The 25,803-nt window shown below is 69.4% G+C and carries 25 protein-coding genes; 19 read left to right on the top strand and 6 right to left on the bottom strand.

The annotated features are described in order from the left end of the window. Positions 1–96: 96 nt before the first annotated feature. The 4 genes from ITJ60_RS15900 (at position 97) to ITJ60_RS15885 (ending at position 3,055) form a co-directional block, all read left to right on the top strand. Complete coding sequence (locus tag ITJ60_RS15900; protein ID WP_194648650.1) at positions 97–885, top strand: HNH endonuclease family protein; 789 nt, start codon at positions 97–99, stop codon at positions 883–885. Between the two features lie 76 nt (positions 886–961). Continuing rightward, a complete protein-coding gene (locus ITJ60_RS15895; protein ID WP_165932341.1) occupies positions 962–1,627 on the top strand; it encodes a GOLPH3/VPS74 family protein in 666 nt (221 codons plus the stop codon). 103 nt (positions 1,628–1,730) lie between these two features. Then, positions 1,731–2,534 (top strand): SDR family oxidoreductase, encoded by an 804-nt coding sequence (locus ITJ60_RS15890; protein WP_194648649.1) that lies wholly within the window; start codon positions 1,731–1,733, stop codon positions 2,532–2,534. A gap of 104 nt (positions 2,535–2,638) precedes the next feature. Further along, positions 2,639–3,055, top strand: a complete 417-nt coding sequence (locus ITJ60_RS15885) for an SseB family protein (RefSeq protein ID WP_194648648.1) — start codon at positions 2,639–2,641, stop codon at positions 3,053–3,055. 225 nt (positions 3,056–3,280) lie between these two features. On the opposite strand, the gene ITJ60_RS15880 is transcribed toward ITJ60_RS15885, so the two are convergent. Further along, positions 3,281–6,775 (bottom strand): TM0106 family RecB-like putative nuclease, encoded by a 3,495-nt coding sequence (locus tag ITJ60_RS15880; RefSeq protein WP_194648647.1) that lies wholly within the window; start codon positions 6,773–6,775, stop codon positions 3,281–3,283. Positions 6,776–7,073: 298 nt separating this feature from the next. Between ITJ60_RS15880 and ITJ60_RS15875 the strand changes: the two genes are divergently transcribed. The 3 genes from ITJ60_RS15875 to ITJ60_RS15865 are packed head-to-tail and all read left to right on the top strand — an operon-like array spanning position 7,074 to position 11,520. Further along, complete coding sequence (locus ITJ60_RS15875) at positions 7,074–9,449, top strand: phosphotransferase (RefSeq protein ID WP_194648646.1); 2,376 nt, start codon at positions 7,074–7,076, stop codon at positions 9,447–9,449. After that, the gene (locus tag ITJ60_RS15870) at positions 9,446–10,159 is read left to right on the top strand and encodes an ABC transporter ATP-binding protein (RefSeq protein ID WP_194648645.1); all 714 of its coding nucleotides are present in this window, start codon (positions 9,446–9,448) and stop codon (positions 10,157–10,159) included. The genes ITJ60_RS15875 and ITJ60_RS15870 overlap by 4 nt, the downstream gene beginning before the upstream one ends. Beyond that, positions 10,156–11,520, top strand: coding sequence for a hypothetical protein (locus tag ITJ60_RS15865; protein ID WP_194648644.1), 1,365 nt, complete (start codon positions 10,156–10,158; stop codon positions 11,518–11,520). The genes ITJ60_RS15870 and ITJ60_RS15865 overlap by 4 nt, the downstream gene beginning before the upstream one ends. On the opposite strand, the gene ITJ60_RS15860 is transcribed toward ITJ60_RS15865, so the two are convergent. Beyond that, a complete protein-coding gene (locus tag ITJ60_RS15860) occupies positions 11,493–11,738 on the bottom strand; it encodes a DUF1653 domain-containing protein (protein WP_173168319.1) in 246 nt (81 codons plus the stop codon). The genes ITJ60_RS15865 and ITJ60_RS15860 overlap by 28 nt on opposite strands. Positions 11,739–11,771: 33 nt before the next feature. On the opposite strand from ITJ60_RS15860, the gene ITJ60_RS15855 reads away from it, so the two are divergent. The 4 genes from ITJ60_RS15855 (at position 11,772) to ITJ60_RS15840 (ending at position 13,833) form a co-directional block, all read left to right on the top strand. Then, positions 11,772–12,371 (top strand): TMEM175 family protein, encoded by a 600-nt coding sequence (locus ITJ60_RS15855; protein WP_194648643.1) that lies wholly within the window; start codon positions 11,772–11,774, stop codon positions 12,369–12,371. 18 nt (positions 12,372–12,389) lie between these two features. Next, complete coding sequence (locus ITJ60_RS15850; protein WP_194648642.1) at positions 12,390–12,761, top strand: hypothetical protein; 372 nt, start codon at positions 12,390–12,392, stop codon at positions 12,759–12,761. A gap of 134 nt (positions 12,762–12,895) precedes the next feature. Continuing rightward, complete coding sequence (locus ITJ60_RS15845) at positions 12,896–13,360, top strand: TlpA family protein disulfide reductase (protein WP_194648641.1); 465 nt, start codon at positions 12,896–12,898, stop codon at positions 13,358–13,360. Continuing rightward, positions 13,357–13,833 carry a DUF4395 domain-containing protein gene (locus ITJ60_RS15840; protein ID WP_194648640.1) on the top strand — a complete coding sequence of 159 codons (477 nt, stop codon included), beginning with the start codon at positions 13,357–13,359 and terminating at the stop codon, positions 13,831–13,833. The genes ITJ60_RS15845 and ITJ60_RS15840 overlap by 4 nt, the downstream gene beginning before the upstream one ends. A 147-nt stretch (positions 13,834–13,980) precedes the next feature. Here the strand turns inward: ITJ60_RS15840 and ITJ60_RS15835 are convergent, their stop codons facing one another. Next, positions 13,981–14,922: an ADP-ribosylglycohydrolase family protein gene (locus ITJ60_RS15835; protein WP_194648639.1), complete on the bottom strand. Its 942-nt coding sequence runs from the start codon at positions 14,920–14,922 to the stop codon at positions 13,981–13,983. A 91-nt stretch (positions 14,923–15,013) separates the two neighbouring features. Here ITJ60_RS15835 and ITJ60_RS15830 point away from each other — a divergent pair, with 91 nt between their 5' ends. The 7 genes from ITJ60_RS15830 (at position 15,014) to ITJ60_RS15800 (ending at position 21,134) form a co-directional block, all read left to right on the top strand. Then, on the top strand, positions 15,014–15,658 hold the full coding sequence (locus tag ITJ60_RS15830; protein ID WP_194648638.1) for an NUDIX hydrolase: 645 nt from the start codon (positions 15,014–15,016) through the stop codon (positions 15,656–15,658). A gap of 85 nt (positions 15,659–15,743) precedes the next feature. Next, entirely contained in the window at positions 15,744–16,649 is a 906-nt protein-coding gene (locus ITJ60_RS15825; protein WP_194648637.1) for a MurR/RpiR family transcriptional regulator, read from the top strand. A gap of 8 nt (positions 16,650–16,657) precedes the next feature. Next, positions 16,658–17,584, top strand: coding sequence for an N-acetylmuramic acid 6-phosphate etherase (murQ, locus tag ITJ60_RS15820; RefSeq protein ID WP_194648636.1), 927 nt, complete (start codon positions 16,658–16,660; stop codon positions 17,582–17,584). A gap of 50 nt (positions 17,585–17,634) precedes the next feature. Next, entirely contained in the window at positions 17,635–19,188 is a 1,554-nt protein-coding gene (locus tag ITJ60_RS15815) for a PTS transporter subunit EIIC (RefSeq protein WP_194648635.1), read from the top strand. Next, entirely contained in the window at positions 19,188–20,213 is a 1,026-nt protein-coding gene (locus ITJ60_RS15810) for a MupG family TIM beta-alpha barrel fold protein (protein ID WP_194648634.1), read from the top strand. The genes ITJ60_RS15815 and ITJ60_RS15810 overlap by 1 nt, the downstream gene beginning before the upstream one ends. A gap of 64 nt (positions 20,214–20,277) precedes the next feature. Next, positions 20,278–20,763 carry a DNA mismatch endonuclease Vsr gene (gene vsr / locus ITJ60_RS15805; RefSeq protein WP_194648633.1) on the top strand — a complete coding sequence of 162 codons (486 nt, stop codon included), beginning with the start codon at positions 20,278–20,280 and terminating at the stop codon, positions 20,761–20,763. Continuing rightward, positions 20,727–21,134, top strand: a complete 408-nt coding sequence (locus ITJ60_RS15800; protein ID WP_194648632.1) for a (deoxy)nucleoside triphosphate pyrophosphohydrolase — start codon at positions 20,727–20,729, stop codon at positions 21,132–21,134. Before vsr ends, ITJ60_RS15800 begins: the two co-directional genes overlap by 37 nt. Here the strand turns inward: ITJ60_RS15800 and ITJ60_RS15795 are convergent. The 3 genes from ITJ60_RS15795 to ITJ60_RS15785 all read right to left on the bottom strand — a co-directional run bounded on the left by ITJ60_RS15795 (position 21,119) and on the right by ITJ60_RS15785 (position 24,312). Then, positions 21,119–21,913, bottom strand: coding sequence for a hypothetical protein (locus ITJ60_RS15795; RefSeq protein ID WP_194648631.1), 795 nt, complete (start codon positions 21,911–21,913; stop codon positions 21,119–21,121). The genes ITJ60_RS15800 and ITJ60_RS15795 overlap by 16 nt on opposite strands. A gap of 379 nt (positions 21,914–22,292) precedes the next feature. Further along, positions 22,293–24,005 (bottom strand): DNA/RNA helicase domain-containing protein, encoded by a 1,713-nt coding sequence (locus tag ITJ60_RS15790; protein WP_194648630.1) that lies wholly within the window; start codon positions 24,003–24,005, stop codon positions 22,293–22,295. Next, positions 23,992–24,312, bottom strand: a complete 321-nt coding sequence (locus ITJ60_RS15785) for a nucleotide pyrophosphohydrolase (protein WP_194648629.1) — start codon at positions 24,310–24,312, stop codon at positions 23,992–23,994. The genes ITJ60_RS15790 and ITJ60_RS15785 overlap by 14 nt, the downstream gene beginning before the upstream one ends. Positions 24,313–24,508: 196 nt before the next feature. On the opposite strand from ITJ60_RS15785, the gene ITJ60_RS15780 reads away from it, so the two are divergent. Further along, positions 24,509–25,720 (top strand): hypothetical protein, encoded by a 1,212-nt coding sequence (locus ITJ60_RS15780; RefSeq protein ID WP_194648628.1) that lies wholly within the window; start codon positions 24,509–24,511, stop codon positions 25,718–25,720. Positions 25,721–25,803 lie beyond the last annotated feature (83 nt).

Genomic DNA, 25,803 nt, shown 5'->3' with positions numbered 1-25,803 from the left:
CGAGGTCTCCGGCATGATCGGTCTCCGGCACCATCGTCCGGGCTACCCCGGCACCGCACCACCGCACCGCCGCACCACCAGGAGTTCCACGCACCCATGACGTCCCGCCGACGCCGCCGCACCCGCATCAGCCTCACCTCCGTCCTCGTCGTCCTGGCCCTCGCAGTCGGTGGCTACGCGCTCGACGCCACCGGCGTCCTCGGACCGGACGCCGACGCGGCCGCCGGGCCCACGGCGGTCGCCACGGCCACGGTCGGCACCGAGCGCGACGCACCGGAGCCGAGCCGGGCCTCCAGACCGACGGATCCGACCGTCAGCACGTCGACCGACACCGACGCTGCGGACGCCCGCGCGCTCCTCGCCGCGCTGCCCGTCAAGGGCAAGGCCCCCGGCACCGACTACGACCGCACGGGCGAGTTCGGCAGCGCGTGGATCGACGTCGACCACAACGGCTGCGACACCCGGAACGACGTGCTCGCGCGCGACCTCAGCGGCATCGTGCGGCAGGGGCCGTGCAAGGTGGTGACCGGCACGCTCGTGTCGCCGTACACCGGTGCGACGATCGACTTCGTGCGCGGCAACACGACCTCGACCCTCGTGCAGATCGACCACGTCGTCGCGCTCGAGAACGCCTGGCGCACCGGTGCCCAGCAGCTCAGCCAGTCGGAGCGGGAGGCCCTGGCGAACGACCCGTCGAACCTGTTCGCCGTCGACGGACGGTCGAACTCGCAGAAGCGCTCGGGCGACGCCGCGACCTGGCTGCCGGCGAACAAGGCCTTCCGCTGCACCTACATCGAGCACCAGGTGTCCGTGAAGGCCGAGTACCGACTGTGGGTCGTGCCCGCTGAGCGCGATGCGATGGAGCGGGTGCTGAACGCCTGCTGACGTCGGGCGGTCTGCCGCCGCTGAGCGTCGACCTGGAGGCCCGGCGTACCTCCGCCCCGCGTGGCAGGCTGCGGACATGGCTGAGCAACTCACGGTCCCGCAGGCGTTCGCGCTCCTCCAGGTCGAGCCCGACGGCCGGAAGTCCCTCGACGGGCAGACGCTGGACACCGGTCTCGCGGGAGCGGTCCTCGCCGACCTGGCACTCCGCGGTGCCGTCTCGCTGCAGAACGGCCTGGTCACCGTCGTCGACGGTGCCGCCACGGGCGACCCGGTGCTCGACGGCGTCGTCGGCTCGATCGCGGCGTCCGGCGCGCCGCGCAAGGCGAAGTGGTGGGTGAGCCGGCTCGGGAAGCAGCGGCTCCGCGACGACGTCTTCGCCGGACTCGTCGAGCGAGGGATCATCAGCGTCGAGCAGGGCAAGGTGCTCGGGCTCTTCCCCACCACGAAGCACCCGGAGCGCGACGGAGCCCCGGAGGCACTGCTGCGATCGGGCATCGCGGACGTCCTGGCTCGGCGGGCGACCCCGACACCGTTCTCCGCTGCGGTCATCGGGCTGCTCGACGCGACGAACACGCTCCGCAAGCAGTTCGGCGCGGTCGACAAGGGCCTGGTGAAGGAGATCACCTCGGGCACCTGGGCGAGCCCCGCGGTGAAGGCCGTGCTCGAGGAGATCCAGGCCGCGGCGATGATCGTCATCATGGCGGCGACCACCGCGACGACGACCACGGTCATCACGAGCTGAAGTCGGCACCACCGGGCAGTCCTCGGCAACCCCTGACCACCCTGCAAAACGACAGGTGTAGCCTAAAGGGAATTCATCGTCGAAGACCTCAGGAGGCCTCCCCATGCCCGAAACCAACTCCGTCACGTCCCGCTTCACCGACCGTGTCGTCCTCATCACCGGCGGTGGCTCCGGCCTCGGCCGTGCGACCGCCGTCCGCCTGGCCGCCGAGGGCGCTGCGCTCTCCCTCGTCGACGTCTCCGAGCAGGGACTCGAGGCCTCGAAGGCCGCCGTGCTCGAGGCCACCCCCGACGCCCAGGTCCTGACCACCGTCGCCGACGTCTCCGACGAGGCCCAGGTCGACGCCTACGTCGCCGCCACCACCGAGCGCTTCGGCCGCATCGACGGCTTCTTCAACAACGCCGGCATCGAGGGCAAGCAGAACCCCACCGAGTCGTTCACCGCCGCCGAGTTCGACAAGGTCGTGTCGATCAACCTGCGTGGCGTGTTCCTCGGGCTCGAGAAGGTCCTCAAGGTCATGCGTGAGCAGGGCTCCGGCATGGTCGTGAACACCGCGAGCGTCGGCGGCATCCGCGGCATCGGCAACCAGTCCGGGTACGCCGCCGCCAAGCACGGCGTCGTCGGCCTGACCCGCAACTCCGCCGTCGAGTACGGCCGCTACGGCATCCGCATCAACGCCATCGCGCCCGGAGCCATCTGGACGCCGATGGTCGAGAACTCGATGAAGCAGCTCGACGCGGAGAACCCCCGCAAGGCCGCCGAGGAGTTCATCCAGGTCAACCCGACGAAGCGCTACGGCGAAGCTCCCGAGATCGCCGCCGTCGTCGCGTTCCTGCTGTCCGACGACGCGTCCTACGTCAACGCGACGGTCGTCCCGATCGACGGTGGGCAGTCGGCCGCGTACTGAGCCGCACCGGTCCGACGCCCGGCGCACCTCCTCGTGCGCCTGGTGACGACCTGGAGGCGCGACTCGGCCCCGGCGTGTCCGCCCAGCGTGACAGCATGGTTGGCGTGAGCAACGACGAGACGAACGGATCCGCCTTCGGCCGAGGCGTCGACAAGGCCCCGCCCACCGCGGCCGCCGAACTCCGCCGCCGGATGGCAGCCTCGCCGGCGGGCTTCTTGCGCAGCGCGGCGTGGGTGCCGTGGAAGCCGGCGGGGACTCCGGAGGCGGGCAGCGTCGCCCACGTCATGATCCGTGACAAGCCGTTCGTGCCCGTCTTCACCGACCCCGCCGAACTCTCCGCTGGCCTGCCCGAGGCCGAGGGGCGTCCGGTTCCGCTGTCCGAGCTCGTGGCCGCGCTGCCCGAGGAGTTCGGCATCGTGGTCGACCCGACGAGTGCCGAGGCGGCGAACTTCCTGCACGCCGACGTCCTCGCCCAGATGCGGGTGCAGATGCAGGGTGGCGTCCCGACGGCCGACGACTGAGGCTCCTTCCGAGCGAGTGCGCGGGCGGCTGTCCACCGTCCCAGGACGACAGGTGTCGGGACCAGCCCTCGTTCTGGCGTCACGGTCGCGGCTGCGCGGCTTGGCGCTCTGGCATGCTGACGGTTCTGGTTCACGATCGCCGGGAGTCGTGAACCAGGACCGTCACGCACCCGGCGACACGCCGGGCTCCGCCACCGAGCGGCGGCGGCGCGGCCGGCGCGGGCGTCAGCGAGCGGGCTGGACGAGCTCGATGAAGCGGGACAGCAGCGACAGGCCGGCGATCGAGGGCGGGAGCCCGGTGGTGAGCGCCGGCGAGTGCACCAGGTACGCCGCCCACTTCGCCCGCGAGATCGCCACGTTCAGCCGGTTCGGCATGAGCAGGAAGTCGAGCCCGCGCGGGATGTCGGCTGCACTCGACGCTGCCAGGGACACGATCGACACCACGGCCTCACGGCCCTGGAACAGGTCGACCGTGCCGACCTGGGTGCCGGTGAAGCCTGCACGGTCGAGCTCCTGACGGATCAGGGCACCCTGCGCGTTGTACGGGGCGACGACGATGACGTCCTCGTCGGTCAGGGCACGAGCGCCCGAGCCGTCGGTCCACGTGCGGCCGACGACATCGCCGACGAGGGCCACCACGCGGGCGGCTTCCTCTGGTGACGAGGTCGTGTTGCCCGCGTGCACGACCGGCACGGGGTGCACGCCCGCGTCGATGCCGTCGAGGTGCCGACCGGACACCATCGACGCGAGCTGCCCGTCGTAGGACAACGCCGACACGGACTCGGTCAGCGCCGGCTCCATCCGCCGGGTGCGGGCCAGGAAGTAGCCGAACTCCGGCGGCAGGACGTGCTCGCCGTCCGCCAGCCAGCCCAGCGCGGACTCGTCGACGGGCTCCGGGTGGGAGCCCTGGGACACCTGCGGGAGCTGCTGCGGGTCCCCGAGCAGCAGGAGTCGGGTCGCGGCGATCGAGGACGCGATGGTCGGCGCGAGCGAGAACTGCCCGGCCTCGTCGACAACGAGCAGGTCGAGGGAGCGGCGCTCGATCGTCGACGCGTTCGCGAACGTCCACGCGGTGCCACCGACCACGCCGCCGGTGCCCGATGCCTCGCACGACGACAGGAACGCGGCGACCGCAGCACCGTTCTTCACGGGCGTCCACGCGGCGGCATCGAGTTCGTCCTCGGTCGCACCGGACTTCGGCACCTTCACCACCCGGTCCGCGGGGACGCCGGCGTTCACGACCGAGGACAGGAAGTTCTCCGACGTCGCGTGGGACTGCCCGACGACCCCGACGCGCCAGCCGTACTCGCGGACGAGCCGTGCGACGACGTTCGACCCGACGTAGGTCTTGCCCGTGCCGGGAGGGCCCTGGATCGCCAGGTACGAGTGGTCGAGGCCGAGCAGTGTCGCCACCACGGCGGACACCGTGTCGTCACCCTGCACGGGCACGATCGCACCGCGCGGCGGCACCCGGCGCAGCAGGTCGAAGGCCGGGTCCGACACCATCGAGGGCAGCTCGTCGAGGACCTGCTGCCCCCACTCGGCGATCGCCTCGGGCTGCGGCTTCGCACGGGGCGGTGCCGACGGTGCGAGCGCGACCGGGAAGTCGTGGTGCGGTTCCGCCCCGACGGGCAGGCCCTCCTTCACGAGCACCTCGACGGCGTCGCCGTTGTCCCGCACGTCCACGATCACGGCGCGGGATGACGCGCCCTTCGACCCGGGGCCCGGAGACATGACCGACGGCGGAAGTGGGTCGTCGTAGACGAGGTGGGGCGTGCCTCCAGTCCGGAGCCGTGAACCGGGCGCGAGCGTCCCCGACAACCGGAGTTCCCGCGACTGCGAGCGGGCACGCGGCAGCGTGTCCCAGTCCCGCTCGACGGACGCGCGCTCCACGACGAGGACGTCGCGGGTGTCGGCCCAGTCGTCGACCGGGTTGCGCAGGCGGTCGAAGTGGTCCTGCCAGAAGGTCTTCGCCTCGCGCCGGTGGTAGTCGATCGCGGCTGCGGCGAGCGCCAGCGCGGTCTCGTCGGGCGTGCGGTCGAGGGCGTCGACGTCCTCCAGGTGTGACGCGAGCGCGACGTACACCGGGTTCGGCTCGCGCTCGACGGGGATCGGCGGGACGTCGAGCTCGAGTGCCGGATCCGCTGCGTCCGGGTCGTCGGTGCGCAGCGACCGGAGCCAGTCCCGCAGGCGCAGGGTCGAGCGGCAGTCGTAGGCGTTGTAGTCGGCGACCTCGTCGAGCATGTGCTGGCCGGCGACGGGGTCTCCGTTGCGGAGCTCCTCGATCGCGTCGACGTAGGCGGTGATGCTGTCGGCCGCGTTCGTCACATCGCTGAGCCGCAGGTCGTCGCCCATGTACAGCGGCTCGAGCTTCTTGATCGAGTAGCTGTGGCTGCCGACGACCAGGGCCTTGCGGACGATCGGGTACAGGTCGACCAGGACGCCGGCGCGCAGCAGGTCGTCGACGGCCTCTTCGCCGGCCCCGTGCCGGGCGGCGAGCGACAGCAGGTGCGTCCGCTCGTAGGCGGCGTAGTGGTAGATGTGCATGCCCGGGTACTGCTGCCGCCTGGCGTCGATGAACGCGAGGAACTGCTCCAGCGCAACTCGCTCGTCGCGGATCGTGTGCGCCCAGAACGTGGTGAACTCCGCGCGGTCGTCGACCAGGCCGAACAGGTAGTCGAGGCCCCAGTGCACGCCGTCCTCGGTGTGCAGCGGGTCGCCTTCGAAGTCGAAGAAGACGTCGCCGGGGTCGGGGGCCGGGATCGCATCGAGCGCGCGGGCATCGAGGACCTCGAAGCGCGGCTTCGCGGGCTGGTCCGGCCCGTCGGCGCCGTTCCGTCGGGCGGTCTCCGTCTCGATCTGGAGGCTCGCCTGGCGCACCAGCCGATCCTGCGTCGCGCGGGACAAGCCCGGCACTGCCCGGGTGCGGACCGCCAGGTCGTCGATCGTCCGCACCTCGTGCTTGATGAGCTTCGCCCGCTGGTCGAGGCGCATGCCCGCGACGAGGACGAGGTCGCGATGCTCGGCCACCTGGGTCGAGCAGACGTCGCAGCGCCCGCAGCTGGAGTAGCGCGGGTCGCCCCACTGCAGTTCGGCGTCGGCAGTGTTCCGCTCGGCGATCACGCGCTGCAGTTCGGCGCGCTGCGTGCGGTACACCGGCGCGATGTCGGCGAGGTCGTGCGTGGTCGTCGTCCGGTCGCCGAGCACCAGGTGCACCTGCGCTCCGGTGGGGATGCCGTGTGCCTGCATCTGCTCGGCGTAGGCGGCGAGCTGCAGCAGTGCGCTGATCTTGGCGTGCCGGGCGAGCTTGGTGTCGTAGACCTCGTACTCGCCCTGGTCGTTGCGGATGATGAAGTCCGCGAAGCCGATGAAGCCCGGGCTGCCCGCCGTGGGTGCCGCGTGGAACGTCGGCTGGTACAGGACGTCGGCGCCGTCGGCGAAGGCCTGTCGCGCCTCGGCTGCGGCGCGTGCGTAGTCCGGCGGGGCGGGGCGGTCGAACTCGACGACGTTCCGGGTCTGCTTGAGGATGTCGAGGTAGTCGAGCTCGTGCTGGTCCCCCAGCCGGGCGGTGCGCTCGAGCATGTCGTCGTGCGCCTCGGGCAGGGGTTCGCCCCGACCGAGCTTGACGTCGAGCCGACGCAGGAACGCCCACTCGCAGGCCGACCACGTGCTGAGGTCACTCGGGCTGAGCAGCACGTGCCCGTCGACGCCGATCTGCATGCGTTCCCCCTTGCTTTCTGGTGCCTTGAAAGCCTATGGGCGAGCGCCGACACGGAACGAGAACGGGTCGGACTCCTTGTCAGGAGTCCGACCCGTTTCGCTGTGTACTCGAGCTACCAGCAGATGTAGAGGCTGATCGAGGAGAGCAAGATGTGGCTGCCGTCCTCGGGAGTGTCGGCCTCGATGGCCTGCAGATCGTGGGTGTTCATGATCGGTCATCCTTTCGTCGTTGATCGAACACTGCGAACGTACACACGTAGTGTTTGACATGTCAACACTCCGGTGCCACGATCTCGACATGGGAACCGGGTGGGCACGGCTGGGCGGCGACTGGACAGGGTGGCGGACGGCGAGAGACCTCGACTGGACTCACCATCGACAGGCCGAGGGAGGACCGCCCGACCAAGGCTGGAAGATCCACTTGTCAGCTCGGCTGCAGGATGCCGAGCGGGTTCGATCGCTGGCTGCCGTTTTCTGCAGGACCGCGGAGTGGTCGTTCAAGTACTTGACGACCAGGACGGTCCTCGAACGAGCCAACGCCAAGGATGCGCCTCGCACGAGCAGCGGGAAGTTCGTGACGATCTACCCTCCGGCGTCCGCGGTCGACGAAGCGCTGCTCGACCATCTGGCTGCGATCTTCGGCGACTGTCGCGGGCCACGGATCCTCGGCGACCTCCAGTGGCGGAAGTCCGTGGTGCACGTTCGCTACGGAGCGTTCCGTTCGCTCTCCGACTGGGACGGCAAGCCTGCCATCCGAGATCCGAGCGGTGCCCTCGTGCCGGACCGCCGAGGGGTCGTGTTCGACCCGCCGGACTGGGTCGAGCTGCCGAACTGGGTCGTGGCCGAACGGCTTCGATCAGGTGGAGTCGACGAGCCGCTCTCACGGATGCGCGTCTCCGGCGCGTACTCGTTCTCCAACGCTGGCGGCGTGTACCGAGCGTTGCACGACGCGCACGGCGAAGTGGTCCTCAAAGAGGGGCGCGAGTACGTCGGAGAACAGGCTGGCCGCGACGCTGCTGCTCGCGTGGAGGACGAGTACGCGGCCCTTCGGCACTTGGAACGTTCAGGGGTTGCACCGCGCGTCCACGGCACGTTCCGCGCCGGAGGTTCGGCGTTCATGATGAGCGAACCCGTGCCGGGCACTCCGTTCAACCGCGCAGTCATGTCGCAGAACCCGCTCACCGCCGCCGAGGCTGACCGCACGGCGCTCGACGAACACGCAGCGAGCGTCCGCCAGGCCGTGCGCGCGATCGAGCGTCAAGTCGAGCGACTGCACGCGCTCGGAGCCGTCCACGGTGACATCTCACCGCGGAACGTGCTCGTGGAGTCTCCGACAGCCGCGCGGCTGATCGATTTCGAATCGTGCACAGTCGGGGAACCTTCTGGGACGGTCGGGCCAACGACACCGGGCTTCAGCGCGCCGAACGCGGTCCGTGGGCCAGACCGAGATCTGTTCGCGATCGCATGCCTGCACCTCGCCGCACTCGTTCCCCTCACGACGCTCTTCCCACTGGACCCCGGGAAGATCGATGAAGTACTCGCCGCGGCCCGGGTCTGGTTCCCGACCGCACCAGTGGACGCGCTGCGGAGCGTCATCGGCCGATGCGTTGCCCTGCCGGACGGGAACACTGCGCGGATGACGCCACCCAGTGTTGCCGAGCTCCGGGACGCGATCAGATCGCGGAGGGAAGCGCCCGGGTCTGCGCACCGGCCCGGCCTCGAGCGCGGAGCGGACGGCCTCGCACTTGCGCTGCAACGGTCTGAGCCCGACACGAGAACTCCCCCGGGTCCGCTCTCGAGCGAAGCGCCCTCAGGCGCGGGCCTGTTCTCCGGCCGGGCTTCTGAGGTACTCCTGGGCAGGACGACGCCGACGTTCCTCGCCCGACTGCGGGACGAGGTCCGCGGCATGCTGCGCGTCGATCTCGAGGACGGGCTCGCGGGGATCGGCCTCGCGCTCCTCAGCGCTCCGACGCGGAGCGTCCACCGGGACACCGTGGACGTGATCGCGGAACGTCTCACGGAGTTCAGCCACGACGACAACCGTGCTCTGCGCCTGCCTGCCGGCCTCCGCAACGGACCGTCCGGCATTGCGTTGTTCCTGGCGCTGCACGGACGCCTGCACGATGATGCTGCGGCCGTCGAGGCCTCCCGACGCATGCTGGAGATCGACCTGCACCGCCTGGAGCACCGACAGGGGTGGGGCCGGCAGCTCCGCCACAGCGGCCGACTCGTGCCCTTCCTCGGGTCCGGCTCCGCCGGCGTCGGGGTCGCGCTCGTGCAGGTGTTCCGCGCGACGACCGACCAGGACCTCCTGCCGGTGCTCCACAGCGTGGCCGAAGCAGCGTCGCCGGAGTTCACCGCGCATTCGGGCCTGCTCGACGGACGCGCGGGACTCATCCACTTCCTCGTGGACGTCGGCGAGATCGGGATCGCACCGTTCGATGCCGAGTCCGTCGCCACGCGCTTGGACGAGCACCGCCGGCGTCTCGCGCTGCACCGGCTCCAGACTCCCGACGGGGTTGCCTACCCAGATCAGCATCTCCGAGCAGTCGACGACGGTTGGGGCCATGGCGGAGCAGGCGTCCTCACCGCCCTGGCCGCGATCGAGGACTTCGAACGTTGTCGCGGCCTGCAACACGATGTCCCGTCGTTCCTCCGCGGCGGACACGGATGATCGCGCTCTCCGTCCTCGGGATCTCGGCACGCTCGATCCGTCCAGACGGCCGCAGGATCATCAGCGACGTGCGCTTCCGCGCCGAGCCCGGCAGCCTGACCGCCATCGTCGGACCGTCCGGAGCCGGCAAGTCGACCCTGCTCGACCTGGTGACGGGCATCGAGGTGCCAGCGACCGGCTCGGTCCTACTCGGCGACACGCGCATGCACCCTGCCACGGACTCCGGCAGAGCACGGTTGCGAGCGCGGGTGTTCGCCGCAGCACGACAAGGTGACGACCTCATCGATGCGCTGTCGGTCGACGACAACGTCCTGCTCGGTCAACGTCTCGCTCGCAGGATCGACCGATCGTTCGCGGAACGGGTGTGCGCGGCGCTCAACCTCGACCGTGACGTTCGGCGAACACCGGTACAGCAACTGTCGGGCGGGCAGCGGAGGCGAGTCGCCCTCGCACGAGCGTGCGCGGCCGGTACGGCGATGCTGGCCTGCGACGAACCGACCACGGCGCTGGATGACTCGAATGCCGGGCTCGTCCGTGGAGTCCTCCGGGGCGCGGCGACCTCGGGCAGGACAGTGGTCGCCGTCACCCACGACTTCCAGCTGGCAGCGGACGCCGACCGGATCGTTCAGCTGGTCGACGGCCGGACGACAGCGCTGCTCGATCGTCCGACCGAGCAGCAGGTCCGCCGCCTCATGACGGTGCCCTCGTGATCGCTCTCCTCGCTCTGGCTCGCACGGTTCGCGCTGATCTCCGTCCGGCGCTCGGGTTCGTGATCACGGTGGTCGCCGCCGTGATCGGGCTCGGAGTGGTGGTCGGCGGCGGGCTCGATCTCGCGGGCGCCCACCCGGACACCGCACGAGCACTCGAAGCGGTCATGCAGCTCACGGCGCTCAGTTCGACAGTCGCTTCATTCATGTCGGCGCGGGGGCTCGCGATCTCGCTGCTGCCGGAGACGCGCTGCCTTCGAGCACTGGGTGCGAGCTGGATGACGTTCTGGACGTTCGGAGCCGTGGTCGTCTCCTCCGCAGCGGTCGTCGCCGTGCTGTTCGCTGTCGTGGTCGAACAACGGCTTCGGACGAGCTGGGTCGTCGGTCTGGCGGAGGCCCTCGGCGTGACGGCTCCTCGTTCAGGCGGCGTCCCGAGCGGTGTGATCACGTGTCTGCTCGCGGTCGTCTGTGCAGCAGGTTGGTGGAGTGGGCTCCGAGCTGGCCGGTTCGCCGTCGTCCGGTCCGGTCGCGCCTGGAGGGCGGTCGGTGCGTTCACGGTGGCAGCGTTGTTCGTGGCGCCCTCGGTGCTCGCGGTTGCGTTCGCGCCGCACCTGATGAGCGTGGTGAGCGGCGCCGGAGACGAGACAGCTGCCAGCCGCCTGACCGTGCTCGACTCGTCCGACGGTCCGCTCATCGTGATGTCCGCCGCTGGCTTCGGACTCGTCGGCGCGGCAGCCATCGTCGCCTCGGACGCATCCCAGACCATGGTCGGGATCGCCGCCCGCCTCCTGCGTTCCGGTCCGCTCTCGCCGTTCATCGGACTCTGCCTGGCCCGAGCCCGAATCGGGTTGTTCGGCGCGCTCACGACGCTCGTCGCAGCCGGGGTCGGTTTGACGGTCACGAGGACCATGACCGCAACCGTCGCGAGCAGCCTGGCGAGCGAACGGGCCGGAGCGGGCCTGGTCGAACTCGGGCTCACACTCGGTCCGGCGCTCTGCATCGCCGCCGCAGCATCGGTGGGTTCGGCGCTCGCACAGAGCCGCGGGACCGGCAGCGACCTCGCCACGCTCAGGCACGTCGGTTCCACCCAGGGCGGCACGATCACCACACTCTCCGTGGCAGCCGTCGCGATCGGCGCAAGCGGGTCCCTGATCGGGCTCGGTGCGGCCCTCGGTGTGGCCCTGGTCGCGTTCGCGAGCGGCGTGGATGCCTCGTGGCTCGCGGCCGTGGACCCGACCGTGCCACTCGTCTCCGCTCTCACGGCGACGCTCGGCACTGCGGCGGTGTTCGTGTGCAGCGAGCTCGTCGGCGTCGTTCTCCACCACCGCCGTCGCCATCATCGCGGAGGTGTCGAACGCACCTGACCGTCTCCGACGGGCACGAACCTCGGCCCGTCGTACCCGTCGCGGGTGACGTGCGCCGTGAAGTCGGCGAGCGTGCGGACCCAGTGCCCCCGCTCGCCGTACAGCGCCTGGTAGACGACGACCGGTTCCTCGGTCTCGACGTCACGGGCAACGAGCAGCACCTCGTAGTCGTTGCCCTTGAAGTGGCGGTACCGGCCAGGAGTCACGTCGTCGCTCACACCCGCGACCCTAAGCGCTCCTACACTCGGGCCATGACCGAGCACGCTCGAACGGACCGCGGCCTCGACCGACTCGTCAACTTCTCGGACGCCACGGTCGCCATCGCGATCACGCTCCTGATCCTGCCGCTGGTCGACATCGCAAGTGACCTGCGCGACGGCGAGGGCGCGGGCGACCTGCTCAGAGCCCACTGGCCAGCCCTGCTCGAGTTCCTCATCACGTTCTGGTTGATCTCGCGGTTCTGGGTCCTGCACCACCAGGTGTTCGAGCACGTCCGCTCCTACAACGCCCGGGTCATGCAGCTGAACTTCGTGTGGCTCATCAGCATCGTGTTCCTGCCCTTCGCCGCGAACCTGCTCAACAGCGGCGAGAACGACGACCGTGTGGCACACGCGCTCTACCTCGGCAGCATGGTCGTGACGAGCCTGGCGCTCACCGGAATCGAACTCGTGCTCCGACGGAACCCCGAGTTGCTCTCCACGCCGCTGGGCGACTCGGCGCGGGGGCTCATCGCCGCCGGCCTGCTGTCGCTCGCCCTGATCCTGTCGGTGGTGTTCCCGAGCATCGGCCTGCTCTGGGCCTTGCTCCTCGTGCTGCAGGGCACCGTCGCTCGGCTGCTCCGTCGCGTCTGAGCACGGTACGGTCGGCGCATGGGACTGGGGGATGCGGAGACCGTACTGGCACGCAAGAACGCGAACTTCGTCATCGACGAAGCGGCAGCGGAGGCCGGCCTCGTTCGTTCGATCGCAGCACCCGGGTGGTTCGGGATGCGCCGCCACGAAGCCGCGGGAGGCCGACTCACCCTGACCCCCGCGGTCCTCTGGTTCCGAGCGCACCCGTTCAACTTCGTCCGGCCGACGTTCGGCATCCCGCTCGACTCCATCGCGGAGCTCCACGACACCTCACGCAACGTCTCGCGGCAGATGCAGGTCGTGCTGCAGGACGGGCAGCGCCTGACCTTCGTCATCTGGGGCGTTCGAGCGTTCATCGAGCGGATCGACCGGGCGCGCGCCGCGCTCTGACGACGATGCCGCCGACGCCGACGCCGCCGCCGCCGCCGCCGACGTCGACGCGACAGCGCGCCCTGCCGCCGTCACGTGCCGTCACGTTGGCACCGAACGCAGCAGATTGCACCGGAACGACGTACCGTCACGGCATGACCGTCATCGTGGCCGTCGCCGTCCTGGCGGGAGTCCTCGCACTCGCCACCGTGATCGGCCTGCTCCTGCGCACGAGAACGGGCCGAGCGGTTCCCCAGACCGGCCGCGCGCGCAACACGCCGGCCAACCCGAACAGCAGCGTCGACGACATCGCTCCCCCGACCGCCTTCGGAACCCGCGCCACCCTCGTCCAGTTCTCCACGCCGACCTGCGCCCGCTGCCCGGCGACGGCCCGCCAGCTCGACAGCCTCGCAGCGCAGCACGCCGGCGTCGAACGGCTCGAGATCGACCTCGCCGAGTACCCGCACCTCGCAACGCGCTTCAACGTCCTGCAGACCCCCACGGTCCTGCTCGTCGACGGTTCCCACGCCGTCCGCACCCGCTTCGGAGGCCCACCCCGCCCACCGGAGCTCGCCGCAGCCCTCAACACCGTCCTCACCGGCCCACAGGAGTCCCGATGACCACCGCCCCTGACAACGCAGGCATCGACCCACGCTCCCCACGCTTCGGAGCCGCTATCACCACGGTCCTGCTCGCCCTGACGATCGTCCTGACGCTGATCCCCGCAACATGGGTCGTCGGCATCGTCCTGCTCGCCGTCATCGTGGCGCTCTTCGCAGTCGGCGGCATCGCCGGCATCCGCCGCCACCCGTACGGCGCGCTCTTCCGTCGCTTCGTCCGGCCGCGGCTCGCCCCTCCCGCCGAGCTCGAGGCCCCCGAACCCCCGACCTTCGCCCAGCAGGTCGGCCTGTTCGTCACCGCTGTGGCGCTGCTCCTCGCCCTGCTCGGTGTGCCGTACGCAGCCCCCATCGGCGCCGCCGTCGCCCTGATCGCCGCGTTCCTCAACGCCGTGTTCGACGTCTGCATCGGCTGCCTGCTCTACGTGTGGCTGGTCCGCGCGGGCGTCTTCCGTCCGCGACGCGGCATCGCCTGACGGCGGTCGACCGGGAGGCCCGGCTCACCTCCGCCCCGCCACCCGCGCTGCCGACATGGTCGCCTCCAGAGCGGTGGGTCGGCCCCACGAGAACGATCAGCCCGACGGCGGAGGCTCCCCCCACAGCAGCCTCCGACGCCGGGTCGGTCAAACGGCGAGCGCCTGCTCACTGAGCGCGACGAGGTCGTCGGCGCGCAGGTTCGGCCAGCCGTGCAGCAGCTCCCGCCACTGGGCCGGCAACGACGACCCTCCGTACAGCGCACCCGCGAGCCCGCCGGCGATCGCGGCGACCGTGTCGGTGTCGTTGCCGGTGCGGACCGCGCGGACCAGGGCGTCCTCGAGCGAAGAGCTCTGGCGCACCGCGGCGTAGGCAGCCTGCAGCGCAGACACCACCCACCCGTTCGACTCCGTGAAGTCCACCGGCTGCGAGTGCTCGGCCGTGACGATCCGGTCCACCCACACTCGGCGCCGGTCGAGGTCGAGCAGGTCGACGCCACGCAGGAGGTCGAGCTCGCCGGTCAGCACCGCGTGCCGGATCGCCACGCACCAGAGCACGCACGCGTCCCCCGCGTCGGACTCGTAGTGCGTCAGGTCGCTGATCGCGCGAGCCGCCGCTGCGAGCCGTTCCTCTTCGCCGACGTGACCGCGCAGGTAGGCGAGCACCAACGGTGCGGTGCGCATGAGCGACCCGTTGCCGGCGGAGCGGCCCTTGTACTCGTGCTCCTGCCGGGCCGAAGCCCGCGCGACGGAGGCGATCCGCGCCTCCAGACCGGTCAACACGTTGCGCGTCTGGATGCCGACGTCGGGCGCGTTGACCGACCACGCCGCCCAGGCGGCCACCAGGCCGTCGAGGGCTGGCTCCGAAGCCGGGTCGCCGCCGCGGGCGACCGTGCGGAGGATCGGAACGGCCATGCTCGTGTCGTCGGTCCACTCCCCCGGCGCCCAGCCGAAGGAGCCGCCGCCGGTCATCGTGATCGGGGTCGGCTCGGGCACTGCCGGTCGGAACTCGTACCCGGCGCCGAGGGCGTCGCCGGCGGCGGAGCCGAGGACGGCGCCGACTGCTCGGTCGTGGATCTGCGTGGTGGTCATGTGGACCTCCGGATCGGGTTTGCGCGAGATTGCGTAAAACCGATCCTGCACCACTCGTCATGTTTGCGCAAGTGTGCGTAAACTCACGAACATGACCGACGAGTACCGCGACGCGAGCGGCCGACGCCTGACGGACTACCCGCGGCCCTCCGTCGCCGTGGACACCGCCGTGCTGACCGTCCCCACCGGCGGACCGCTGTCCGTCGTGCAGGTCCGCGATGCCGCCGAGGGCGACTGGCGCCTGCCGGGGACGTTCGTGCACGAGGGTGAGCGGCTGGCGAACGCGGTGCTGCGGTCACTCCGCGAGAAGGCGGGCGTGAGCGGGCTCGCACCACAGCAGCTCCACGTGTTCGACGACCCGGCGCGGGACGACCGTGGATGGGTGCTGTCGGTGGCGCACCTCGACGTGGTGCCGGCGCATGCTCTGGACCTGGACGAGCCCCAGGGACGACTCGCGCCGGTGATCGAGGCGCGCGAGATGGTGCACGGGCACGACGACATCCTCGGGTTCGCGGTCGCTCGGCTCCGTTCCGTCTACAGCGACGCTCCGGATCCGCACGGGCTGCTCGATGAGCCGTTCACGATGTCGGAGCTGCGGCAGCTGCACGAGGCGGTCCTCGGCGAGCGCCTCCTGCCGGACTCGTTCCGGCGAGCGATGCTGCCGAAGCTGGTCGCGACGGACACGAAGCGGGCGGCGGGGCCGGGGAAGCCGGCGACGCGGTACCGCCGGCGGTGACTGCCGGACGCACGACCGTCCACCCGTAACACGCAATTTACTTTCACCCCTGGTGCTCGCGTACGAAAGACGCTTTCATAGCGGGATGACGATCACCGAGCGGTCAGAGCGGCCCGACCGGGTCGAGCGCGCCGACGCCTTCGCCCTCGTCCGCACCCAGTCGGCCACGATGCCGTCGAGCATGCGCGCCATCGCCGACGCCGTCCTCGAGGACCCGGCAGCCGCAGCCACCACGAACGCCGCCGAACTCGCCGGCCGCGCGGGCGTCTCCCCCGCCACCGTCTCCCGATTCGCCCAGCACCTCGGCTTCGCGAACTTCGCCGGCCTGCAGCGCAGCATGACCCGGGCCGTCGAACGGGGCATCCACGAGCGGGAGCACACCGAGATCCACGCTGGGGTCGCGGTCGACGACGACGTCGCCACCGTGATCGCGAAGGTCACCGAAGACGTCCGCGCCGTGATGGCCGACACCCGCGCCGCGCTCGACCCGCACGCCCTCGAAGCAGCGGCCGCAGCCGTGAGCAGTGCCCGCCGCGTCGTCCTGTACGGCGTCGGCGCGAGCGGCATCGTGGCGCGTGACCTGCACCTCAAGCTCGAACGCATCGGCATCGTGAGCTCGATCGCCGACGACCCGCACAACGCCCTGACCCTCGCGAGCGTCATCGGTGAGCACGACGTCCTGGTGCTCGTCAGCCACTCGGGCTCCACCACCGAGACGCTCGAGGTCGCCCACGCCGCCGCAGCTCAGCGGTCGACGATCGTCGCCATCACCGGCCACGCCAACGCCCCGCTCGCCACCGCGGCCCACCACGTCCTGCTCGGCGTCGCCGGTGCCGAGAGCGCCCTCCGCCCCGCCGCCATGGGCAGCCGCATGAGCCAACTCGCCATCGTCGACGCCCTCTTCATCGTCGTCGCGCAGCGCACCGACGAGCGGTCCCAGCCGCTCCTCGCCCGCAGCCGCGACGCCGTCCGCACCCACCACCGGAACTGAGCACCACCATGACCACGAAGCACGACAGCCACGACGCCCTCCGCGACGAGCTCGCCGCCCTCACCACCGAGGCGACCGACCACGCACTGGACGACATCGACACGATCTCCACGCTGGAAGCTGCCCAGCGCATGAACGCCGGCGACCGCAGCGTGCCTGCGGCACTGGAGCCGTGCCTCCCGGCCATCGCCCTGGCGGCAGACTCGATCGCCGCAGCGTTCGCGCGCGGCGGCAGACTCGTCTACGTCGGCGCGGGCACGCCGGGCCGGCTCGGCGTCCTCGATGCCAGCGAGTGCCCGCCCACCTTCGGCACCGATCCCTCGCAGGTGGTCGGCGTCATCGCCGGCGGCGACGTCGCCCTGACCACCGCCGTCGAGGGCGCTGAGGACGACGAAGCAGCGGCCGTCCGCGACCTCGACGCGCTCGGCCTGACGGCCGACGACGTGGTCGTCGGGATCAGCGCGTCCGGCAGGACGCCCTACGTGATCGCAGCCATCCTGGAGGCCCGTCGCCGCTCCGCCCTGTCGGTCTCCGTCGCGTGCAACCCCGACTCGGCCGCGGGGCGGGAGGCGGACATCGCCATCGACGTCGTCGTCGGCCCCGAGTTCATCGCCGGCTCGACCCGCCTGAAGGCGGGCACTGCGCAGAAGCTCGTGCTCAACATGCTCACCACGCTCGCGATGGTGCGCAGCCACAAGACGTACGGCAACCGCATGGTCGACGTGCGAGCCACGAACGCGAAGCTCGTCGCGCGGGCGTTCTCGCTCGTGCAGGACGTCACTGGCGCCCCTTCCGCCGACGTCCAGGCGGCGCTCGATGCCTCGGACGGCGAGGTGAAGACCGCCATCGCCGTGATCCTGACCGGCGCCTCGGCTGCTTCGGCCCGTGAGCGCCTCGTCGCTGCTTCCGGCTCGTTGCGCGCCGTCATCTCCTGACCCGTTCTCCCTTTTCTCCGTTCGTTTCCTTTCCCCCGAGGAGCACAGCAATGCCCGATGCACAGCAACTCGCCCAGCAGATCCTCGACTCGGTCGGTGGTTCCGCGAACATCGCCGACGTCGAGAACTGCATGACCCGACTCCGGGTCGAGGTTTCGTCTCCCGCGTCGGTCGACCTGCCGGCGCTGCAGGCCACCGACGGCGTCATGGCCGCCATCGCGGCCGGCTCGAACCTGCAGATCGTGCTCGGCCCGGGTCTCGTCGACCGCGTGGCCGTCGACCTGGAGGCCCTGCGCGCGTCCGCCCCGGCGGCTGCGGCTGGTGGGGCTGGTGCAACCAGTGCCGCTGCCGAGTCGGGTGCGTCCGGTGCGTCCGGTGCGTCACCCGAGGAGCTCGCCGCTCGCGGCGCGTCGATCAAGGCGTCCGCACGGTCCCGCTCCGACGGCCGCACGATGCGTGCGATCCGGAAGATCTCCGCGATCTTCATCCCGCTCATCCCCGCACTGATCGCCTGCGGGCTCATCGCCGGGATCAACGGCATCCTGACGAACCTCGGATGGCTGCCCGGGGTGACGCCGTTCCTCGGTGTGCTGTCGTCCGGCTTCCTGTCGCTGCTCGCCGTGTTCGTCGGGATGAACGCTGCGAAGGAGTTCGGCGGCACGCCCATCCTCGGCGGTGCGGTCGGCGGCATCATCGTCGCGGCCGGTGTCGCGAACGTCACCGTGTTCGGCGAGACCCTGGCTCCCGGGCAGGGCGGCGTGCTCGGCGCCATGGCCGGCGGCATCCTCGCCGCCTACGTCGAGCGGTTCATGCGCAAGGTCACCCCCGACGTCATCGCGCTCATCGTCGTCCCGACCGTGACCGTCCTCGTCGCTGGGTCGATCACCCTCGGGATCCTGATGTCCGTCGCCGGTGTCGTCTCCGTTGCGATCGGGACCGCTGCGACATGGCTGCTCGCCAACGGTGGTGCATTCGCCGGCTTCGTCCTCGGAGGCTTCTTCCTGCCGCTCGTCATGACCGGCATGCACCAGGCCCTCACGCCGATCCACACCACCCTGATCGACCAGACCGGGTGGACCGTGTTGCTGCCCGTCCTCGCGATGGGTGGGGCCGGCCAGATCGGTGCGGCGCTCGCGCTCTGGATGCGCTTCCGTCGCAACGAGGCTCTTTCCCGCACGATCCGTGGTGCGCTGCCCGCCGGGCTCCTCGGTGTGGGCGAGCCCCTCATCTACGGTGTGACGCTGCCCCTCGGCCGGCCGTTCATCACCGCGTGCATCGGTGGGGCGTTCGGTGGCGGTGTCGTCGGGCTGTTCGACCAGCTCGGGCACTCCGTCGGGGCGATCGCCATCGGCGCCTCAGATCTGTCCCTGCTCCCGCTGCTGAACGGCTCGTCCGGGTACGGGTGGGCCCTTCTCGGGTACGGGTCGGGGCTCATCGTGGCGTACGTCGTCGGGTTCGTGGCAACGTTGCTGTTCGGGGTGTCCGACTCGGTGCGAGCCGACCTCGAGGCGCAGTCGTCCGCACCGTCCGGCGACCCCGTCGCTCCGGACGCCCCGCTCGACGTGCAGGTCACGCCGGCTGACTCCGTGGGAGCTGCGCGCTGATGCGGTTGGGCGCGAGCGCGTACCTGGCGCATGGTCCGCTGGCTGGTCCGACCTTCGAGGCTGCCGCGGCCGCGGGTGCGACGCTCGCGTTCACCTCGCTGCACATCCCGGAGGACTCCCCTTCGGGTGCCCGAGCCGCTGCGACCGCGATCGTGTCGGCTGCTGCGTCTTCGGGGTTGTCCGTCGTCGCCGATGTCTCCCCGAACACCGCTCGGTTGCTCGGGGATTCGCCGTGGGACTTCCTGCGGTCGATCGGAGTGGCCCGGGCGAGGATCGATTTCGGGTTCTCGGTCCCTGAGATCCTCTCGATCGCTGCCGTCCTGCCGATCGCCCTCAACGCGAGCACGCTGCGAGCCGCCGACCTGGCGCCGTTCGCTGACCTGGACGTCGAGCTGATCCACAACTTCTACCCGCGTGAGTGGACCGGGCTGGCGCGTTCGTCAGTGGCGTCGTCGGTCGCCGTTGCTCGGCAGTTCGGCTGGCGGGTCGGCGCGTTCATCGCCGGCGACTCCGTGCGGCGTGGGCCGCTCGGCGAGGGGCTGCCGACCGTCGAGGCCCACCGAACCATGCCGCCGTTGTTCCAGGCGCTCGAACTCGTCGATGTAGGCGTGGACGATGTGTACGTCGGCGATCCGGCCCTCACCGATCACACGTGGTCGCGGCTCGGGTCGTTCGTCCGGGATAACCTCGTCGTGCTCGACGGCATCGCTGCCCCGGGTGTGCATCCGGCGGTCATCGAGGCGCTGGCGGTCCCCGATCGGAACCGCCCTGATGCGGCTGAGGCCATGATCCGGCTGGAGCATTCGCGGGAGCGGTTCGCCGGGTTGCCGCTGCCCGAGGTGGGTGGGCAGTCGAGGCCGACGGGTTCCGTCACCGTTCAGTTGGCGGCGGCGGGGAGGTACTGCGGGGAGGTGACGATCACGCTGCGGGACTTGCCTGCTGACGATCGTGTCGCCGTCCTCGGAGCACTCACCGTGCCCTTGGCGGCGTTGGGAGACCAGTCGCTCACAATCGTCCTCGGCTGACTCCGATTCCGCTGATCCGCGCGCCCATCCCACGAGGCGCCGACCTTCGACCAAGATTCCGGCAATGGAGCACTGGGAAGCGGATGACGCGCGGCGACTACACATGGCCCGATTCGGTCGTCGCGACACGGCGCCCGAGTTGGCTGTTCGCCGCGAACTGCACCGACGTGGGCGGCGCTTCTTCGTCGACCGGCGGGTGAGCGCGCGTTGTCGGGTGCGGCCTGACCTCGTCTTCCCTCGCGCCCAGGTCGCGGTGTTCATCGATGGCTGCTTCTGGCACTACTGCGAGGAGCACGCCCACCTCCCGAAGGCCAATGCCGACCTTTGGCGCCGGAAGCTGCTGGCCAACCGTCAGCGCGATGCGCAGAACGAAGCGATCTTGGTCGCCGAGGGCTGGCGAGTCATCAGAGCCTGGGAGCACGACGACGTCTCTCGATCCGCAGATCGTGTGGAACACGAGCTCGAGCAATGGAGCTCGATCATCAACCGACGTCGCCCGTGTACAACGGAACGGTGCAGCAGACCATCGAAGTCGTCGCGGCAGTTCTGACACGAGCAGACGGGAAGATCCTCGTCTGCAGACGCGCCGTGGGCCGCGCGTCGGCAGGGATGTGGGAGTTCCCCGGCGGCAAGGTAGAGGAGGGCGAGGGCGCCCGAGATGCCCTCAGACGAGAGCTCCGTGAGGAGCTGGCTATCGAGGGAGAGATAGGTGACTTGATCACTCGGGACACGACAGCTGTCGGGGACTTGCTGATCGACCTCGCTTGCTACCGCACGGCGCTGATCGGCGACGAACCGCTACGGAGTACCGACCACGACGAAATGCGGTGGACGAGCCCCGAACACTTGAATGGCTTGCACTGGGCGCTACCTGACCTGAAAGCGGTCGCCGCTCTGCGCCAAGGTCAGTCAAGCCCGTAACGTCGGCTCTCAGCCTTCTGCCAACGGCGATGATGGGCGAAGTACCGCTCCGTGGTCTCACTCCAAGCAGCGCAAGTCCGGCCGACGATCGCTTCCATGGCGAGCCCGAGGTCCGCGCTCATCGGAGTCCTCCGGGGGCCGCGCTCGATCACTCCGCTCCGCCCGACCACCACGTAACCGAGCTCGAACATCGAGTCGCACCCCAGCCGGCAAGCGGCCATCACTGTGTCTGTGCGCTGCCGTTCGGCGTTCGTCGTCTCGGCGCGTCGTTTGATGTGCGCAGTCACGAGCATCGCAACAGGAAGGTCACGGCCACAGAGGGCGCAGGGAGCCACGACATCGGCCCCGAACAAGTACCTCCGCAAGCGAGTCTGCTCGCCGCGGACTTGAACCACGACCTGTCGGTCCCCGCGGTAGTCGACAGTGGTTCCCGCTTCATCGAGCTCCGGCCAGGAGGTCAGCTGCGCTGCGTCGACCCGCAGCCCGACCTCATCCAACAACCAGTTCGCGAGAGAGCCCGTCACCTCCGACAGGTACACCTGCTTGACCGCGCCATCTCTCGAGAACGGCCAGCTCGTGACGTCCCGCTCGGTCCGTAGCTCGTGTGGGATGTCCGCGAGGACGATGGGAAGCTCCAGTTCCCGGATGCTCACTTGGAGCAGACGACCGTCAACTGACCATGGCGTCCTCGAGTGGTCGAACGGTGGGGGCCCGTCAAACGCCGGCCGGACAACCGTGCTCCAACCGCGGATCGCCTTGCGGGAGTAGTGGATGACCACGTCACCCTCGTCAGCGTCGAGCAACCGATCCCAATGCGCGCGAGCAGTTCCCGTGCTCTGACCCGGTCTCGGACGCGAACGTTTCGGCGCCCAGAGCATACTTGCCTTCAGTTCTTCTTCGAACGTCTGCCCTTGGTTGACCCAGAAGATCCGCACGCTTGCCCCATCGCCCGTTTTCCTAACAGGTGAGAGGCTAACGAACGGAATTCCGAAGAGCCAAGTCCTCCGCGGCCCTCGATGCGGTCTCTGTGGTCTTCCGCTCAGCGCGGACCATCGAGCCGCAACAACATCGCTAAGTCGGCGAACGGGGCAAACACGTCACTCGAGTCCCACGGAGTGGCTTCTCCTAGAAGCCAGAACCCACGTCGTTACAGAGCGCTCAGAGAAACTGCCCGAGGCGACGGCGCAACGCTGTGTCGGCCACGTAGACGTACGTTCCTCGGACACCGCGCGTGAGAAGCACCGAGTAGATGTTGCTCACGAAACGTTGGAGGTCGCTGTCTGAGTACGAGATCCCGAGCCGCGGATTGTTCTCCATGCCCTTCTTGTCGAAGTAGTTCGACCGGTCGAACACCATCTCCTTCGAGACCGGGTCGAACCGCATGTCAGGGCCGATGATGACCCCTACGTAGTTCAGGTCGTACCCCTGCACAGTGTGGATCGAGCCCACCTGGTCGACGGCACCCGGTGAGGTGATCCAGTCAGTCTGTGTCTGGTTCCACTGGAACTCGCGACCGTCGATCTCGATGTCGATGGCGCTCTTGTCGTGCTTGCTCTTCCACTTCCAGGCGTAGCCAGCGACGAGCCGTGAGAGACCTACTTCGTCGTCGCGTGCCCGGATGGCATCGTGCATCTCCCCCAGGTCATCGAACATCCGGAATTCGTAGTCGCCGAACGATCGTGGCTCGGGCGATTCTCCTCGCATGATCGCCCGCACGTACGACACGTAGTCGGCGCCGCCTTGCACGCGCATCTGCGTGAAGAGCCGGTAGTACCGATCGTTCTGTCGCGCCGATTGCACGAGGTCCGCCTGCAGCTCCTGCGGCAGATCCGCCGGCCGCACGCTCTGCTCTGAGTCAAGCAAGAAGATCTGGTGTCTGCTCCGGTCTCGGATCCAGTCGAGCTGGGTGTAGTGGTCAGCATCAGCGCCGAAGAGCTGGCGATTGATCTCACCGAAGGCCTTGTTTTGAGGTCCCGATGCTTGGTTCGCACGGTGGTTCAGTCGGTGGGACTCGTCGACGACCAGCAGGTCCCACTTCTCAGCGCTCTTCCCCACCTCGAACGGGGTGAGCACCATGGTCTTCTCGAGGCCAGGGGTCTTGCGGAACACGCGCTTCAGGGAAGCGCGGAGCGCCTGCTGCGGGATGACCAGGCCGACGCGGAAGTCAGCGAGGCGCTCACGGTTCTCCTCGGTGAAGTAGTCCGAGAACATCGAGTCGCCATCCACCTCGTCGACCCCAATACCGTTCGCGATGTCGCGGAGCAACTTGAGCAGGTAGACCGCCACGATCGTCTTGCCTGTCCCCGGGTCGCCCTGCACGACGATCGTGCTGCCAGAGCCTGTTGAGATGTCATCGAACAACCCCTCGAGGATGTCCTCCATCACGACGGCCTGATCACGGTTGAGCGCCTTGAACGGCGAGAGTTTGAACAGCTCGCTGTTCTCGATCTCGGCGATGCTGCGTGTGAAGAGCTTCTGCTTGCGCAGCGCTTCGAAGATCTCCTCGAAGGTCTCTCGGTACCGCGCGCGGTCGTAGTAGTCCGCGTTGACGACGCCCTTGTTGCTGTTCAGCACCGTGTACTTGTCGTCCCCAGCGAACAGGCCGATGAGTTGCGACTCCAGGTCCAGACACACCGACTTGTTGAAGGTTCGGTCGAGCACAAGGCGCACAGCCTTCAACGACCGACGTTCCACGGAATCGAGGTGCTGCCGCATGCGGGAAGCCGTGTTGAGCGTCTCGCCGACGTACACACGCTTGCCGTCGTCGAGGATGTAGACGACCGGCCAGTTCAGGAACCGAGGATCCTCTTCGCGCCACAGCCGCAGGTGCCGCTCGTTGAACGGGAGCTGCGCGATGTCAAAGCTGGTCATACTTCGTGCTTCGTCCTCGGGCCTGATCGACCGGGTACTTGTCCCGAGTGATGGCGAGTTTCTCGCGGATGATCTCTGCGGGATCGGAGCCGAGTCGATCGGCGAGTAGGTGGCAGTAGGTGAGGACGTCGGCGAGTTCGAGACGAACACGCGCCTCGTCGGCATCAGATGTCCACTGGAAACACTCGAGCAGCTCTCCTGCCTCGATCGAGATGCTCTTTGCCAGGTTCTCCGCGGAATGGAATTGCGCCCAGTCGCGTTCTGCGACGAACTCACGGAGTTCCTCGCGCAGCTCCTCATCCGCCATGTCGGCACGCTAGCAGGCCAGCGAAGATCCCCTACAACCAAGGCCATCCGACACGATGCGCACAGTGCTCTGCCCGTGGCGGGGGCCCTCCGAACGCGAGCCGTCGCCACGACGTATCGCGAGGTCCGCAGTTCATGCGACGATGTCGACCAACACCGCGTACCCGAGCGCGGCTCACGCTAGAGGACAACCGAACATGACCGAACCCGACCCTGCCGACGTGACCCTCGAAGCCGAGGTCCCCGAGGAAGACGTGACTCGGAACATCGCGAAGGCCGTGACCGGCCGTCGCGCCCTCGCCCGGCAGTACGTGAAGTGGCTGCGTCGTCGAAACCCGTCGGCCACCCCCGCAGACATCGTCCAGCTGCTCGAACGCCACTACACGACGTCGATCACGACGGCAGGGGCCGCGATCACGGTGGGATCGATCGCGGCTGACATCGCGATCGCGTCGATCCCCGTTGCGGGCCCTGCTGTCGCCGGGGCGAAGAGCGCAGGCGCACAGGCAGCGAAGGCCGGCACGAAGGGTGCCATGAAGGTGGCCGCCAAGAACCTCGCCAAGAACGCCGCACAGACCGGGGCCCGAGGCGCGGCAGCACGTCTGCTCCCGGCTGGAGATCAGCAGCTGCAGTTCGAGATCACGGCAGTCTTCGGTCTCGCGCTTGCCGACCTCCACGACATGGACCTCGACAAGGACCAGGCGCAAGCACTGATCCTCGGCCTCACCAACGAGCGGGTGAGTCAGCAGCAGATCGCCGCGATGGCGAGCGACGTCGCCGAGGTATCGGCCGGCGGCACGGTGGGCACCGGTCAGGCGATCGCTGCAGGTCGGGACGATTGGTCGCACTGGGCCTCGACGCTGTCCAACGCGTTGCCGGGTGGCGCCGCCCAGAGCCTCGTCCGTACGATCCAGACCGGCGAGCTCGACCCGATCCGCGAGGGGATGACCGGCAAGCAGCGCGCGACCGTCGAGTACGGCGTCGGCGCAGTGACGGGCGGAGTAGCCCGTTTCGTGTTCGGCCGCGACGTCGTGAAGTCATCCCGCACCGCTTTCCCCGAAGCGCCGGAGACGTTCCCGGAACACCTCACGATCTCGGCCGACACGGACTCCGAAGACGCGGCTTCCGAGAGCCATGCTCTGGCGGCGTTGGAAGCTGCTGCGCGGTCGACCGGTAGTCGGGTGAGTGCGGCTGCTGGAGCAGTCGGTACGGGTGTTTCCGGAGCGGCGAGCACCGCCACGCGGGTCTTCCGGCGAGTCGATCTGGACGGCGACGGGGTGCCCGATGAAGCGCAGGCGCTCACTGCGGCCAAGCAGGTCAGCGGACGCGTGGCCGGCGCCGCTGATGCAGTCGGCGGCAAGGTCGCCGGCCTCTTCCGTTCGCGGAAGTCCCCGACTCCTAGCGAGTGAGCCCTGCGACTGCTTCCGGACAGCAGCCGAGCAGTAGCAGCGGCCGCCTCATGGACCGGAGGCACTGCGCCAACCGGCACCGC

The organism is Curtobacterium sp. VKM Ac-2884 (assembly GCF_015350945.1).
Classification (GTDB): Bacteria; Actinomycetota; Actinomycetes; order Actinomycetales; family Microbacteriaceae; genus Curtobacterium.
Note: the sequence above shows the minus strand (reverse complement) of the source record. Positions and strands in the feature narration are given on the sequence as shown.

What these genes read in the sequence shown, in the direction of transcription:
- ITJ60_RS15890 (WP_194648649.1), top strand. Translation starts at nt 1,731, where the DNA reads ATGCCCGAAACCAACTCCGTCACGTCCCGCTTCACCGACCGTGTCGTC.
- ITJ60_RS15790 (WP_194648630.1), bottom strand. Translation starts at nt 24,005, where the DNA reads ATGACCAGCTTTGACATCGCGCAGCTCCCGTTCAACGAGCGGCACCTG.
- ITJ60_RS15855 (WP_194648643.1), top strand. Translation starts at nt 11,772, where the DNA reads ATGACCGAGCACGCTCGAACGGACCGCGGCCTCGACCGACTCGTCAAC.
- ITJ60_RS15815 (WP_194648635.1), top strand. Translation starts at nt 17,635, where the DNA reads ATGCCCGATGCACAGCAACTCGCCCAGCAGATCCTCGACTCGGTCGGT.
- ITJ60_RS15830 (WP_194648638.1), top strand. Translation starts at nt 15,014, where the DNA reads ATGACCGACGAGTACCGCGACGCGAGCGGCCGACGCCTGACGGACTAC.
- ITJ60_RS15785 (WP_194648629.1), bottom strand. Translation starts at nt 24,312, where the DNA reads ATGGCGGATGAGGAGCTGCGCGAGGAACTCCGTGAGTTCGTCGCAGAA.
- ITJ60_RS15850 (WP_194648642.1), top strand. Translation starts at nt 12,390, where the DNA reads ATGGGACTGGGGGATGCGGAGACCGTACTGGCACGCAAGAACGCGAAC.
- ITJ60_RS15895 (WP_165932341.1), top strand. Translation starts at nt 962, where the DNA reads ATGGCTGAGCAACTCACGGTCCCGCAGGCGTTCGCGCTCCTCCAGGTC.
- ITJ60_RS15900 (WP_194648650.1), top strand. Translation starts at nt 97, where the DNA reads ATGACGTCCCGCCGACGCCGCCGCACCCGCATCAGCCTCACCTCCGTC.
- ITJ60_RS15870 (WP_194648645.1), top strand. Translation starts at nt 9,446, where the DNA reads ATGATCGCGCTCTCCGTCCTCGGGATCTCGGCACGCTCGATCCGTCCA.
- ITJ60_RS15875 (WP_194648646.1), top strand. Translation starts at nt 7,074, where the DNA reads ATGGGAACCGGGTGGGCACGGCTGGGCGGCGACTGGACAGGGTGGCGG.
- ITJ60_RS15845 (WP_194648641.1), top strand. Translation starts at nt 12,896, where the DNA reads ATGACCGTCATCGTGGCCGTCGCCGTCCTGGCGGGAGTCCTCGCACTC.
- ITJ60_RS15825 (WP_194648637.1), top strand. Translation starts at nt 15,744, where the DNA reads ATGACGATCACCGAGCGGTCAGAGCGGCCCGACCGGGTCGAGCGCGCC.
- ITJ60_RS15880 (WP_194648647.1), bottom strand. Translation starts at nt 6,775, where the DNA reads ATGCAGATCGGCGTCGACGGGCACGTGCTGCTCAGCCCGAGTGACCTC.
- ITJ60_RS15810 (WP_194648634.1), top strand. Translation starts at nt 19,188, where the DNA reads ATGCGGTTGGGCGCGAGCGCGTACCTGGCGCATGGTCCGCTGGCTGGT.
- vsr (WP_194648633.1), top strand. Translation starts at nt 20,278, where the DNA reads ATGGAGCACTGGGAAGCGGATGACGCGCGGCGACTACACATGGCCCGA.
- ITJ60_RS15835 (WP_194648639.1), bottom strand. Translation starts at nt 14,922, where the DNA reads ATGACCACCACGCAGATCCACGACCGAGCAGTCGGCGCCGTCCTCGGC.
- murQ (WP_194648636.1), top strand. Translation starts at nt 16,658, where the DNA reads ATGACCACGAAGCACGACAGCCACGACGCCCTCCGCGACGAGCTCGCC.
- ITJ60_RS15780 (WP_194648628.1), top strand. Translation starts at nt 24,509, where the DNA reads ATGACCGAACCCGACCCTGCCGACGTGACCCTCGAAGCCGAGGTCCCC.
- ITJ60_RS15840 (WP_194648640.1), top strand. Translation starts at nt 13,357, where the DNA reads ATGACCACCGCCCCTGACAACGCAGGCATCGACCCACGCTCCCCACGC.